The following is a 14,544-nucleotide window of genomic DNA, read 5'->3' as shown; positions in this document are numbered from 1 at the left end:
AATGGTGCTAGTTTTGTAAGTAATAAGGGCGTTTATAACCAAATATGCTCTTATCAAACATCTCTTGAGTACCTATGGCTGATTGCTTGCCGTCTAAGCCTTTAATGATAAATTTGATACTAATGCCAGTATCAAACTCTTCACGACCCTCAGTAATGTCGCTGGCTGGATCCAAGTTAGAGATAATATGGCGATGATAGGCTATACGTACTGCCCAACAGCAACTTTCGTATTGAAAGCCTGCATAAGTCTCTAAACTTCTATCTTGCTTTAAATCTTGTGTTAAACGTCCAACAAATGCCCAGTTTTTGTTAATAGCAACACTTGTTAAGAGGGAAGCTTGTTCTAAGCTATCTCCTGAGACATTACGAGTATAGCGATGGTTCAATTGTATTAGATTATATTTATTAATTTGATAATCAATATTAACTTGCCCTTTATTGGTAAAGTCTTCTATGGTGTTGTATTGAATATCTCCACTCACTTGCCACTGGTGATTTATTCGGTAAAATAAATCAGCTGCAACAGACGATTGTTTATTGTCAATGTTGCCATTATCAGTTAACAAGGCATCATTGGCAAGGTCGGTATTATTGTCACCTAGATATTGAATACGACCAAGGCTAACGCGAATTATTTCCAAGTTCTCTTCATCGAGTAATCGACTGGTAATACCCCAAGTAAATTGGTTAGCTGCCGCAATTCTATCTAAGCCACTATAACGAGTATCTCTAAAGATACCGTGAAAATCGTCTTGTAGGATTGTCGTATCATATAAGCCTATATCGGATTGATCTTCTTCTGGTACATAAAGGTATTGCAACTGCGGTTCTAGGGTATGGCGATAGCTATCTCCAAAAGCGCTAAGTTGTCTATCAAAATTAATACCACCATGGATACGTACCTTAGGTAAGGTTCTTTCTACGGTTTCTTCTAATGGGCTTCCGTCACTAATATTATCTTGTCGATAATAGGTATGCATTAACTTTACTTCAGAGTTTAAAAACCAAGCAGGTCTAACAATTGGGAAGGTAAAGCCTGCTTCAACATGGTAACGATTTGCTTCTACTTGATCTTTTTCAGAAGACTGAAAATTAGTCATTTCTGAATAAAGTTCAAATTGGCCAGATAAAAAATTTAGTGGTTGTTGAGCTGATAGTTCAAAATGCGGTAATGTTTTATAGCTAGGCTGATGATCACCCAGGACTTCGAAATCTTGCAATTGTACTGTCGCTTGCCACTGCTCACCAAAGTAAGCCAATTCACCTGTTTGATAAAGATAAGCATCGTTTGAATTATACTGTTTACTGCCAATATCAACTAAATAGTTATCATCACTAATAGTGGTGTAATCAATATAGGCACGAAAATCTTCAGAAAAGGTGCCTATATGTTGCAGGCGCGCTAAATATCTAGAGTCATCATTGCTTTTGATTTCTTTATCATTGTCTAAATATTCTAGATCAATTTTTCCAGATTGCTGGTCCATTAAATAACGAAATTCAGTTTGCAATTGCAAACCACGTTTAGACATATAACGCGGAGTAACTGTGGCATCATAGTTTTCGGCAATATTGACGTAAAAAGGGGCGGTAATTTCAAGACCAGTATTGGTTCTTGTTTCTAGTTGAGGATACAAAAAACCGCTTAAGCGCTCTTTTGATATAGGAAAATAAAAATAAGGAACATACATAACGGGTACATCTAAGACTCTAAATTGAGCATGATAAGCCTCTCCGAAATCACCGGTGGATGATAAGTTAATTTCAGCGGCTTTTATTTGCCAGTCTGGTACTTCTTGCAAGCAGGTGGTGAAAGTTGAGTCGACTAAACTCAGCATGCCATCGCGGCTAATAGACAGTTTCTTTGCAGTACCATGACCTGGGTTACCATCAAGTTGATATGAGGCAGAGGTCATTTCTGTTGAGCGTTCTGTTTTACTGGCACTTAACGTGTTAGCAAAAATATTTATTTGTTTCCCTTGGAAATGAATATTACCTATGGCTTCTATCTGCATTTTTAAACGATTAAAGGAAAGCTGATCGGCAATTATTTTTTGGTCTTTATCTACCAAAATGACAGAACCATTAAATAGTGCGGTTTGGTCTTGTTCGATACTTGCCTGTAAAGAGGATATACGAATACTGCCATCAACAACCTCGGGTATATCCAAAGCAATATCATCAAATACAGGTAATGTACACTGCATGACTTTAGTGGCAGGAGATTGATTCTTTATTTCGACATTAGCTTGTGATACTTCTGAAAAGCAAACTAATAGTACGACTAGGGCAAAACTTAATGTACGGGAAAAAAGCATTTATTGTCCGAAAATGATGAAAGTACTTATAAAATAGCTATGAATCAAGTATTTTAACGGCTAATTGCTTTATGATATAGCAATTTTTTCAGTTGGACTCAATTCTTATGTCGAATAGCAATTTGAATAAATTTCTTTCCAACTCAGAGTTATGCTCAATATACATTAGCAAGGCAAATTTTTTTAGGTTTAGTTATGCTAAATTAAATTAATTTAACGACGTTAGTGGGTATTTAGTGTACTCCGGAAGGACCAGTTTAAAAAGCGTATTTGCAGCGTTATTGATTTTGACAAGGACGCTGCATGGATGCAGCTTATTAGAGAATGCAGGAGTATATTCTCCTGAATAACCATCTCCACAATCAATGCCTTGCCTCTAAGCCTTTTAATTCTCGCTGAGTGGGAAGAACTGAATCAATTTGCTATAGGTTCAGCTTTAGGCTAGGTACTATTTTAAGGAATGCTCAACAATATGCATATTTGGGGTAAAATTTTAGGTTTTTTGTTTGGCTTTATGCTCAGTAAAAACTTGTTTGGCGCTTTACTTGGTCTTTGGCTGGGTCACCTATTTGACCGCGGCCGAGGTTTTAATTTCAACGGTATCGCAGGCGGTAAGGAGGATGAAATATCTAGGCAAGCTGCCTTTTTCTATACCACGTTTTCCGTGATGGGACATGTTGCTAAAGCCAAGGGACAGGTTACTAGTCATGAGATCGCTTTTGCTAAAGCCTATATGGACAAGATGGGATTGAGCAGCGATTTACGTCAACAAGCGCAAGATGCTTTCCGTGAAGGAAAGTCATCAGGCTTTCCCCTTAAAGATCGTCTTGTTAAGTTTAAGCGCTTGATGGGTAATAGACATGACTTATTGTTAATGTTTTTAGAGATCCAAATTCAAGTTGCCTTTAGTGATGGCGAGTTAGATGGTGCGGAACGTTCTGTTTTGCACAACATAGCAAAATTGTTAGGGTATTCAGCAAGAGAGCTTGATAATTTACTGGAAATGATTATTGCGGGTACTAACTTTCATCAACAACAGGCTGGTGGTGATTATAGGCAACAGGGGGGTATACCTACTAGCGGTCAACATTTAGCTAACGCTTATAAGGTGCTAGGCATTGATAAAAATTCTACTATGCCAGTCATTAAAAAAGCGTATAAGAAATTAATGTCTCAGCATCATCCTGATAAGTTAATTGCTAAGGGCTTACCGCCAGAAATGATGGAAAGTGCGAAGCAAAAAACACAAGACATTCAAGCCGCGTATGAATTTATTGTTAAACAGAACAATTAACAGAAAGTTATACCATTTGTATTAATTTAGTGATCAAAATTCAATGAGGATAAATTTTCAAGTTCAAGGCGCGTGATTGAGCAATAGCGAGCTATTGGAATTGAGCGCAACGCAGAAATTGTAGATTAGGACCATTTGAAGATGGGCAATTAATTAGTACAATGGGTATTAAACTAACATCAGTATAAAATGGATAAGTTTTGTACTTGAACACCTTAAGCATTCACAGATTATATGCTGTGAATAGTCTTAATAGGTATAATACCTCTGCATCTTTTTTGGCTATATAACTTTACCAACCTATTGCTTTTAACCAGCTATTAATCTGGCTCAACAACTCTTCTTCGGGATAATAGCCAGTCACGCTATTGTTTAACTGTCGCTGACGGAAATATACTTTCATTTCTTGTTTTGCAAACGACTTTCTTTGTGGCGCTTTGTCTAACACAATTAAATTATCGTGTTTAAGGTAGAGGTCGAGCACTGGTAGTTCAGTAGAAGCCAGTTGACGGGCAAAGTTTTCATTTACACTATTGATAAGAGTATGGTTACTCTGTCGATAGCTACTAAGCATTATCAGTGCATTGGGCCGTTGACTACCTTCTTGGCTGTATAAATCCACGAGTAAAGCGGCATTATTACCTTGAGCAATAACCAGTACTATACCTGGATACTCCTTTGCTGTGTTCATTACTGCATTGAGCATAGTACTTAGTTTATTTTTATAATCATCTAGGGTTAATTGGTTTTCTTTTTGTTGCTCTTCAACAGTAATTGCTGTTGAAGGGTAATTTTCTGGTTTGTTACTCGGTTGTATTGCAATGGTACTCCAGCCATTAGATGGCAAGATATTACGTAAGTAATTAATTGCTTTTGGATTAGTAGCTCCTTGCTGCCATTCAGGTAATAAAATGGCAACACCTTTGCTATTGGCGCTGGTATACCTTTTCACTAACATTAAATAATCATCAGGTCCCGCTAATAATGGTTTTACCTGCTCAGCTGTTAAATAATGTTTAAGATCTTCTTTATGCTGCTTGGTCAACGCGATAGGTTTTTGCTGTGAGGGCGTTTTATTTGTTGTCTTCGCCGCCTTATCTAGTGAAGTATCAGGTTTTTTCTCTTCAGCAAAGCAAGGGGGAATTGAGTAAATAAAAGTAAGTGTACAGATAAATAATACCAATACTTTTGAGCTGATTTTATTTTGATTTATCTTATGCACGTTTTTTCCTCAGCGGGTTAAAGTACCTGTGCTCTTATCAAGTGACAGTCGACCAAAAAGTAGAAAGTGTTAAATAAATGGGCACGGCGCATTAAAGGTAATGGCTTTCTCAGTACTCGGATGAAATAAGCTTAAATTCAAAGCATGTAACTGTAATCTTTTTTTCATGGCTAAGGCTTCTTTTGATGCGTATAACCTATCCCCTAAAATAGGATGACCTAAGGCTAGCATATGCACCCTAAGCTGATGAGAACGCCCTGTTACTGGAGTCAACTCTACAAGAGTACTTGCTTTTTTATCTGTCGAGTCACTATAACTAATGACTCGGTAATGTGTTAACGATTGTTTGCCGTTTTCAAAGTCGACTTTTTGTTTTGGTCTATTGGGCCAATCACATATCAGTGGTAAATCAACACTGCCTTCACTTAATTCGACTAAACCGAATACACGGGCAAGGTAAGTCTTTTTAGTTTTCCTTTGTTCAAATTGGCGGCTAATGGCGACATGCGCTGGTTTGTTTAATGCCATAATCATTAAACCAGAGGTGGCCATATCGAGTCTATGCACGATAGTTGCAGTGGGTAAAATTCGTTGAACACGATTTTGTAAACAATCTTGGTGTTCAGGCAAGCGACCCGGCACACTTAAAATGCCACTTGCTTTATTTAATACAACAAAGTCATCGTCTTGGTAAATAATATCAAGATAAGGTGACATAGAAGGGAGATAGATAAAATCAGGGTTTGCGCTCATTACTTTCTCATGATTAGTGATAAGGGGAGCAGGTTCGTATGAACTGACCCCTTATCAATTAATATGCAGACTGTTAGTGTGTAACCACTATCATGCGAATTGCCTCAAAGGTCAATTGCGCTTTATCAATATAGTGGCTTAACTCATCTTTTTGCTGGCTAATAAAGTCAATTTCCTCTTGGCGAACACTTGGATTAATTGCTTTTAACGCAGTTAACCTTTGTTGTTCTAAGGATAACTTGCTTTGCATAGCGACTAGTGATTTCTCTTGGATCGCAACAATATGTTGCGCACCATGTGCTTCTGCTTTCTCAACCAAAGGTGCAATTTGAGACTTAAGTGCTTTGATAAGTTGTAATGCCATTTGCTTTTTAACAGGTGATAACTGCTTATCAAGTACATTTTCACTGATTTTGTCAGCTAAGTTATTGCCATTCTTATCGACTAAGATACGAATTGGCGTAGTCGGTAAGTAGCGACCTAATTGTAAGTGAGCCGGCGCAGTTGCTTCAACAGTAAATAAACATTCTATGAAAAAGGTACCTACAGGTAGCGCTTCATTTTTTAATAAACCAATACTGGCATTACCAATTTCATCACACAATACCATATCCATAACACCGCGGACCATAGGGTGATCCCAAGTGAGTAGCTGGTAATTTTCATTAATTAAAGCGGTCTCTCTATCAAAAGTGACTGTTGTTCCGTCTTCAGGCAAACAAGGGAAGTTGCTATTAAGCATATGTTCGCTTTGATTTAAGGCTATCGCATTATCAGCTTTATCATCTTGTTGGACGCCAAATACATCAAGTGCTTGAAACATAAACTGTGGCAAGCCTATATCGTCATCCACTTTTTGTATTTTTTCAACCAGTTCATGGGCGCGCCCTTGCCCTGAGGAGTTAAGCTCTAACAGTTTATCTCGACCAGACTCTAACTCGGCTTTAATAGTTAAGTGCTTTTGCCAACTATTACTGATAAGCGTTTCTGCTTCAGTTGACTGTTGCTGGCAGGTTAATGCTAGCGAAAGTAACTGCTCGCCAAATGTTTCAAAAACCACTCGGCCGGTAATACAGGTGTGCTCAAATGCTTGCATGCCTTGATGGTACCAATCAAATAATAATTGTTGAGCAGAGTCTTCAAAGTAAGGCACATGAATACGAATGACCTCTGTTTGGCCAATACGGTCTAAGCGACCAATGCGCTGCTCTAATAAATCTGGGTTACTTGGTAAATCAAACAGGACTAAATGATGAGCGAATTGAAAGTTACGTCCTTCACTACCAATTTCAGAACACAACAATAGTTGAGCACTGTCTTCGTCTTGAGCAAAATAAGCGGCAGCTTTATCACGTTCAAATATTGATAAACCTTCATGGAAAACTGCGGCACGAATTCCTTCTTTTATCCGTAGCGCTGCTTCTAAATCAATCGCTGTTTGTGCATGCGCGCAAATCACTAAGACTTTTTCTTTTTTAAGTGACTGTAATAATTCAATTAAATAATCGACTCTAGGATCAAAATCAGTCCATGTATCATTTTTTTGATCTAAGCCGTGCAGCATTTCTGGGGTGAAAATATATTTAGCTTGTTTTGATTTAGCTAATTTTTCTGGGCAGTCACTGAGCATAAACTCATTAATGTTTTCTTGATATTGCTCAGGCATATTCAGCGCTGTTGGCACAACTTGACGGGCAGGGAAACCCTTAATAGTGTTTCGAGAGTTTCTAAACAAAATACGACCAGTACCATGTCTATCAAGTAATTGCTTTAACAAGTCTTGGCGTACTTTAGCTGATAGTGACGTGTCTACTTGGTTTAACTCAGTAAGCTGAGCGCTAATATCTATTTCTTTCAATAATTCAGACAGTGTTGCCTCTTGCTCACTAGAGAGTTTGTTACCTTCCACTAAAGCATTAGCGGCATCAGCAACTTCACTATAGTGAGATTCTTCCTCGATAAATTTTTGATAATCATAAAAACGATCCGCATCTAACAAACGTAAACGGGCAAAGTGACTTTCATGACCTAATTGATCAGGGGTGGCCGTTAACAATAAAACGCCAGGAATAACTTGTGCAAGTTTTTCAATACACTGGTATTCAATGCTAGGTTTATCTTGTTGCCAGTTTAAGTGGTGTGCTTCATCGACAACCATTAAGTCCCAATCTTCACTAACCAGTGCCTCATACCATTCTGGATTATTAGTAATAAATCCGAGGTTAACCAGTACTAATTGTTCAGAACTAAAGGGATTAGATTTTTTGCCATCAACATAATTATCTTGGCTGGTTTCAACACAACGCTCATGATCAAAAATACTAAAATTAAGGTTAAATCGGCGTAGCATTTCAACCAACCATTGATGCATTAAAGACTCTGGTACTATGATTAAAATTCTTTTGGCACGGCCAGTGACTAATTGTTGATGAATGATCAAACCGGCTTCAATAGTTTTACCTAAGCCAACTTCATCGGCGAGTAAAACGCGCGGGGCAAAGCGATTACCCACTTCATCGGCAATGTAAAGCTGATGTGGTATTAAGCTAACTCGACCTCCGGTCAAACCAGTTAAATCAGATTGTTGCTGCTGATATTGGTGTTGTAAACAATCTTTACGCAAGCGAAACCAGTCTAAACGGTCAACTTGGCTGTTGAGCAAGCGGTCGTGTGGTTTATTGAATTTAATAAAGTGATCTATCATCACTTCTTTTAGCGTTATTTGTTCATTGGTGTCTTGGCGTATGCCCTCATAGCTAATTATGCCATGAGCTTCACTTTGTGAGGTTACTTTTAAAGACCAGCCTTCGTGACTAGGAATAAGATCACCTTGATTAAATACAACACGCGTTAAGGGCGCATTTTCTTTCGCGTATTTACGGGCTTCACCTGTTGCCGTGAAAATAATATTAACAAAGCGGTGTTCAACCCCTGTTACTGTACCTAATCCTTGATCTGATTCACTGTCACTAATCCAACGCTGACCAACCTGAAATGGCATAAACTTACTTCTCCAACGATTACTTAATTATTAGTACAAGCGATACTAAACATTAAAACTCGGGGTAAAAAAAAAGCGCTATATTACTCTTAATCATAGACGGAATCATTAAAAAATTATGCTTGCTTCACTATAAATAGGATATTACTGTTAACAAGCTATACTTTTAAGACGGTATTGCTCTTTTATATTTGTTTTGTCAGAGACTCACGGAGATTTCCCATGACTAAAGAGAATATGAATAATGAGAATGTGTTAAATGAGAAGTTATCCTCGCCGCTTCAAACTGAAGATAACGTTGAACAACAAATTATCTATATTTTAGATACAAATATCCTTCTGCACGAACCTTTCGCTTTTTTATCCTTTAAAGAACACGATGTTGTTGTGCCCATGACCGTCTTGGAGGAACTCGACTCCATTAAAGATAGGCGTAAAGATGTTAGCCGTGACGCTAGAGTAGCGATAAGAGCGCTTGAAGACACTTTACGGGATGCCAGTCCCGAGCAAGTACTTGCCGGCGTTAAACTACCTCAAAACGACGCTCAACATCCTAGTGGTAGTCTTGCTATTATTAATGATTATGCACTTGATAAAACGGCACATACGTTATCTTTTAATGAAAATGATAACCGTATCATTAACGCCGCTTTACATATCCAAAAGAAAATGCCGAATAAGAAAATAGTTTTAGTTACTAAAGATATCAATATGCGACTGAAAGCCAAGGGAGCAGGGCTAGCCCACGTTGAAGATTATCGAACGGATCAGCTCATTGATGACATCCAGTTTTTGACTAAAGGCTATCATAAATTTGAAGGTGACTTCTGGCAACAAATTCAAGCTGTTAATAGTGAAACAGAAGGGAGGCAAACTACGCATTATGTTGCTAGAGATACAGTACCTTTTACTTATATCAATGAATACTTAATTGATGGTGGTGATACTTTTGCTGGTAAAGTTACCGGTTGGGATGACGATAATCTTGCTATTTTAGATCTTGGGCGAGATCGTTTATTAGCTAAAAATGCTTGGGGTATTCATCCGAAAAATATTTATCAAGGTATGGCGATGGATGCTTTATTGGATCCTACTATTGATTTGGTTATTCTGACCGGGCCAGCAGGTAGTGGTAAAACTTTACTTGCCTTAGCTTCTGCATTAGAGCAAGTCATAGAACGTGGTCTTTATGACAAAATAATTGTAACGCGCAGTACGCCTGAAATTGCAGAGTCTATTGGCTTTTTACCTGGCACTGAAGAAGAGAAAATGGCGCCTTGGCTAGCAGCAATAACTGATTCTCTTGAAGTATTACACCAACAAGATGAAAGTATGCATGGCAGTTTGAACTACATTATAGATAAAGCCAATATTCAATTTAAATCAGTAAACTTTATGCGTGGACGTAGTATTCAAAATGCCCTTGTACTGCTTGATGAGTGTCAAAACTTAACTGCGGCTCAGTTAAAAACTATTATCACTCGCTGTGGTGAAGGAACTAAATTAGTTTGTTCGGGTAATTTGGCACAAATTGATAGTAACTATTTAACGGCAGTAACTTCTGGGCTGACTTATATTGTCGAGCGTTTTAAAGACTTCCCAGGCTCTGCCACAGTCAACTTAAATGGGGTGGTACGTAGCCGACTCGCGGCTTTTGCTGAGGAGAATTTATAGTCGTGTTAAACGGTTGAGGTTACTTGATACAGCTTAGATAAGTAACGGGGTAAATAAAGCACTTATCCTTGCTTAACTATTTTTTAGCTCTTGTTTAAATGATGTGACTGCTTTAACTTACTAAGTAATCGAGTTATTTAAACAAAAAGTTAAGGCACTTTAGTGTATTACCAAACGGGCATAAATACAGTTTTCAGACGCTATAATATCACTGTTGTAGTGGCCTTTATTGTCATTATTCTTGTTGCCTTTTCTGCCGCTTCATTACGTTATTTTAATCAAATTGCACAACATAAACAGCAAAGCTTGACCGAGCTCAAGCAAGAAGCTGAACAACTAAATATTATGCTAGAGCAAAGTGTCCAAGCGGTCGTTGGTATTAAAGAGTTTGCCGAATATATTTTAAAGCACCCTATCGAAATAAACATTCCGATGCCTTCCTTGTCACAACAAGGTGATATGTTTTATTTAAATAAGCCACTGCATGATGTTATTAAGCAAGGTAAACGTTTAAGCAGTAATATTACAGGCCTAGGAGAAGTGAGTCAGTTTGATGAACTCAAAAAGCAAGAAATTGCTATGGCTAATGCGTTAACTCCTGCGTTTATTGCGGCGCAAAATATCCTAGAAGAAGCCACATGGTTTTATTATATTTCCTTTGATGACTTTGTGAATATATATCCCTGGGTTGACCGAGAAATATGGCAGTTTAGTAAAAAAACCCTCAATAGCCCACATCACCAAACCATGCGAGCATTAACCCCAAATACTAACCAGGTACTTTGGTCTGCACCTTATCTTGATGCTGCAGGCGGGGGCATGAATGCTTCTTTAGGCACAGGTGTTTTTCATCAGGACAAGTTGTTAGGAGCAGTTGTTATTGATATCAACTTATCGCGTTTGCATGCCAGCTTGCCTGAGTTAGAATCTAATGACCAAGGTCTTATTTTATATAATGAAAATAATGACATTCTACTTTCAAAGCGTCTCGGGAAGGAGTCGTTAAGTTACCGTGCATCTTGGCAAGACCTATTACCAAAGTCGCTTCAAGAGCTTAGTGCTAAGCATCTAGCCAAAATGGAAAATTCTGAACACTTAGGTGATTGGTTGATTGAAAAACAGATGCTCACGGTTAATGGCTGGACCTTACTTAAATATCAACAATATGAACATTTTTCAGCCCCCCAGTATAGTGATTTTATTTTTGTTTTTGCGATGCTATTTATCGGCTTGTTGGCATTTCTTATGCTGGTAAATACCATGACAAAACGTACTTTTATTCAGCCAACTACAGAATTTATTAGTCATATTCAATATTGTGCTGAAGGAGACCCTGGCAAGATTACCCCCGCAGCGGATTGGTTACATTGGTTTCAAGTGGTTGAAGATATCTTTGCTCAAAATCGTAGTTTACTCTTACAGCTAACAGAGCAAAATGATGTGTTGGATAGTCGCGTAATAGAAAAAACTAAAGCGTTACAAGAGAGCAGTGCTAAGCATCAACGTGATTATGCGCTATTACGCTCTGTGATGAATGCCATCCCTGAATTGATTGTATTTAACGACCCTAAGGGCTTGTTGATGGGGTGTAATAAAGCTTTTGAACGTTTAGCTAATCTCTCTGTTGAACAAATGCTAGGGGTTAAGTCAGTTACTTTTATGCCAGCGCCTTTGGCACAAGAAATAAATAAGTTAAATGCTAATAACAATGACATTTATCCGCAGCAAGCGCTTATTAATGCGGGAGATTATATTTATCAAGGTTTTTGTAATCAATTTACCGATGAGCAAGGAAATATTCTTGGCTCTATCAGTATTTTTCATGATGTGACTTTGCAGCAAGCAACGCAATCAGCACTGGAAAAAGCAAAAAATCAAGCTGAGTATGCCAACAAAGTGAAGATTCAATTTCTGGCGAATATGAGTCATGAAGTCAGAACGCCAATCAATGCTATGCAAGGCATGATGGACTTATTAGCACGTACTGCACTAGATCCCCGCCAACAACATTATTTAGTTAATGCGCAGAGTGCTTCATCGACACTGCTTCACCTAGTCGATGAACTTTTAGACCTCTCTAAAATCGAAGCCGGTAAAATGATTGTCAGCCAAACCGCAGTTAATTTACCGATCATTATTGATAAAGCATTAAAGCTCAATATTACCAATGTTGATCATCAACGGGTTAATATACTGGTTGATATGAGCGCAGATGTACCTAGCAATGTAATTTGCGATGAAATGCGTTTAGTACAAGTGCTGGCTAACTTATTTAATAATGCTATCAAGTTTACAGAGCAAGGTGAGATTAAGTTAATCATTGATGTGCTTTTATTAAAAGATACGGTGGCTAAAGTTCGCTTTCGAGTGAGAGATACCGGTATAGGCATTGCCAGTGATAATCAAAGTCATTTATTTAACGCTTTTAGCCAAGCCGATGAATCGATGACACGTAAATATGGTGGGTCTGGGTTAGGTTTATCCATTTGTCAGCAAATTATTAAACTGTTAGGCGGGGAGATCAGTCTTACTAGCGAGTTAGGGCGGGGCAGTGAGCTAAGCTTTGTATTACCATTACAAATAGTTAAGCTTGATATAATTGAGGAACAGGACTCAGCGATAGTTGATCATTCAGTTCAACCAGTGACAAAAGAGTTATTGACAAACTTACCTGCAGAATTGAATCAGCCGCTAGTAACCAACATAACCGTTTATGCTATAAATCAAAAACTCTCAGAGAGTTTTGTGGAAAGTATTGCTCAAATGAACTGGCAATTACATCTAGTAAGTGGTGTGGAAGGTTTAAGTCACATGGACATAGTGGCAGATAGTATAGTACTTGTCGACGAGGATGACTTTGTTCAACAACAAAGTCATCAAGCGTTAAGTGTGTCTTTAGCTGACTTTAGATTACTGTGTTTGTGTCAGCCAGCATTAACCCCATTACGGAATGAGACTTGCGTCTATTTAGATAAACTATCTACACGGTACTTATTAGTTGATATGCCTTTGTTTCGTTATGCGCTTGATCAAATATCACAAGCGTTACTTAATAAAGTCGATTACTCAACTCAACAGGCAAACAGCTCAAGAATAATCACTGAAAATAATCCCTTTCATCAAGAACGATTAGCGAACAGTTCAACAGGTACTAAGACAAAATTATTAACTACCAACGATGAAGGAGATTTACGAGGCGTGTCAATTTTATTGGTGGAAGACAATTTAGTTAACCAGTTAGTTGCTAAAGAATTGCTATTAAATATGCACGCTAAAGTAACGATAGCTGATAACGGTCAAGGGGCCTTAGATACTTTAGCGGAACAAAATTTTGATGTTGTGCTAATGGATATTCAAATGCCCATTATGGATGGACTCACTGCAGCTAAACATATTAGAGCGCAGAGTAATTATCAATATTTACCTATTATTGCCATGACAGCCCATGCTAGAGAAGAAGATAAACAGCAGAGCTTAGCTGCAGGAATGAACTTACATATGGCTAAACCCGTTACAGGAAAAGCTTTGCTTCGCAGCATAAAAAAAGTGATAAGTACGATAAAAGCTTAGACTGCTGCCTAAGCTTTGGATTTAAATTCTTAGCTTAAATTCTTAGCTTAAATTCTTAGCTTAAATTCTTAGAGAAGAGCTCTTCCAATTTTTTGATAGTTTCATTGATCTTGCTAACATCAGTAGGCGCAATGAAAATAGTATCATCGCCAGCAATCGTGCCAAGTACACCATCACTTTTACTTAAACTATCAAGTAGTCGGGCAATTAGCTGAGCAGCACCTGGACTGGTTTGAAGAATGATCATTACTTCATTGTGCTCTATTTCTAATACTAATTGCTTGAGCGGACTTTGTGCGGTTGGTACACCTAACTCAGCAGGTAAACAATAGACCATCTCTTGGCGAGCATTTCGGGTTCTTACCGCACCGAACTTACTAAGCATACGAGATATTTTTGATTGACTGATATTGTCAAAACCATTGGCTTTTAATGCATCGACAATTTCACCTTGAGAGCCAAACTGCTCTTGTTTTAATAAATCTTTAAATGCTTGTACTAGTGCTTCTTGTTTTTGTAAACCGCTCATAATGCGAAATCAACCCTGTAGTAGACTAAAGTGGCGTTTGTAATCACTATAAATAAAGCTAGTATACGTTATCGCATCATCATACTGAAAGTTAATATCTGAGTATAATAATTGTTTTTTACTTGCTTATACTATATCTTTTGGTCAGAAAAAAATTAACGTATTTACTCGAATAATATTT

Annotated in this window: 8 protein-coding genes; 3 read left to right on the top strand and 5 right to left on the bottom strand. The window is 37.9% G+C overall.

Features of this window, described 5'->3' with window-relative positions; all coding sequences use genetic code 11:
- Positions 1–7 precede the first annotated feature (7 nt).
- Entirely contained in the window at positions 8–2,320 is a 2,313-nt protein-coding gene (locus CXF71_RS20695; RefSeq protein WP_101234801.1) for an LPS-assembly protein LptD, read from the bottom strand.
- A 472-nt stretch (positions 2,321–2,792) separates the two neighbouring features.
- Between CXF71_RS20695 and djlA the strand changes: the two genes are divergently transcribed.
- Entirely contained in the window at positions 2,793–3,614 is an 822-nt protein-coding gene (gene djlA, locus CXF71_RS20690; RefSeq protein WP_101234800.1) for a co-chaperone DjlA, read from the top strand.
- A gap of 292 nt (positions 3,615–3,906) precedes the next feature.
- Here djlA and CXF71_RS20685 read toward each other — a convergent pair whose 3' ends face one another.
- The 3 genes from CXF71_RS20685 to rapA all read right to left on the bottom strand — a co-directional run bounded on the left by CXF71_RS20685 (position 3,907) and on the right by rapA (position 8,590).
- On the bottom strand, positions 3,907–4,836 hold the full coding sequence (locus CXF71_RS20685; protein WP_101234799.1) for a DUF3530 family protein: 930 nt from the start codon (positions 4,834–4,836) through the stop codon (positions 3,907–3,909).
- A 69-nt stretch (positions 4,837–4,905) separates the two neighbouring features.
- A complete protein-coding gene (gene rluA, locus CXF71_RS20680) occupies positions 4,906–5,589 on the bottom strand; it encodes a bifunctional tRNA pseudouridine(32) synthase/23S rRNA pseudouridine(746) synthase RluA (RefSeq protein WP_101234798.1) in 684 nt (227 codons plus the stop codon).
- Between the two features lie 73 nt (positions 5,590–5,662).
- Positions 5,663–8,590, bottom strand: coding sequence for an RNA polymerase-associated protein RapA (gene rapA / locus CXF71_RS20675; protein ID WP_101234797.1), 2,928 nt, complete (start codon positions 8,588–8,590; stop codon positions 5,663–5,665).
- Positions 8,591–8,812: 222 nt separating this feature from the next.
- On the opposite strand from rapA, the gene CXF71_RS20670 reads away from it, so the two are divergent.
- Both CXF71_RS20670 and CXF71_RS20665 read left to right on the top strand, forming a co-directional pair.
- A complete protein-coding gene (locus CXF71_RS20670) occupies positions 8,813–10,264 on the top strand; it encodes a PhoH family protein (RefSeq protein WP_232771565.1) in 1,452 nt (483 codons plus the stop codon).
- Between the two features lie 162 nt (positions 10,265–10,426).
- A complete protein-coding gene (locus CXF71_RS20665) occupies positions 10,427–13,834 on the top strand; it encodes an ATP-binding protein (RefSeq protein ID WP_101234796.1) in 3,408 nt (1,135 codons plus the stop codon).
- A 55-nt stretch (positions 13,835–13,889) separates the two neighbouring features.
- Here the strand turns inward: CXF71_RS20665 and argR are convergent, their stop codons facing one another.
- Positions 13,890–14,363, bottom strand: a complete 474-nt coding sequence (gene argR, locus CXF71_RS20660; protein WP_101227761.1) for a transcriptional regulator ArgR — start codon at positions 14,361–14,363, stop codon at positions 13,890–13,892.
- Positions 14,364–14,544 lie beyond the last annotated feature (181 nt).

This window comes from Colwellia sp. 12G3 (assembly GCF_002836775.1).
In the GTDB taxonomy this organism is placed as follows: domain Bacteria; phylum Pseudomonadota; class Gammaproteobacteria; order Enterobacterales; family Alteromonadaceae; genus Colwellia.
This window is presented reverse-complemented; position numbering and strand designations above follow the sequence as displayed.

Excerpts from the sequence above, each read along its gene's own strand:
- CXF71_RS20695 (WP_101234801.1), bottom strand. The coding sequence starts at position 2,320 with ATGCTTTTTTCCCGTACATTAAGTTTTGCCCTAGTCGTACTATTAGTT.
- djlA (WP_101234800.1), top strand. The coding sequence starts at position 2,793 with ATGCATATTTGGGGTAAAATTTTAGGTTTTTTGTTTGGCTTTATGCTC.
- rluA (WP_101234798.1), bottom strand. The coding sequence starts at position 5,589 with ATGAGCGCAAACCCTGATTTTATCTATCTCCCTTCTATGTCACCTTAT.
- rapA (WP_101234797.1), bottom strand. The coding sequence starts at position 8,590 with ATGCCATTTCAGGTTGGTCAGCGTTGGATTAGTGACAGTGAATCAGAT.
- CXF71_RS20670 (WP_232771565.1), top strand. The coding sequence starts at position 8,813 with ATGACTAAAGAGAATATGAATAATGAGAATGTGTTAAATGAGAAGTTA.
- argR (WP_101227761.1), bottom strand. The coding sequence starts at position 14,363 with ATGAGCGGTTTACAAAAACAAGAAGCACTAGTACAAGCATTTAAAGAT.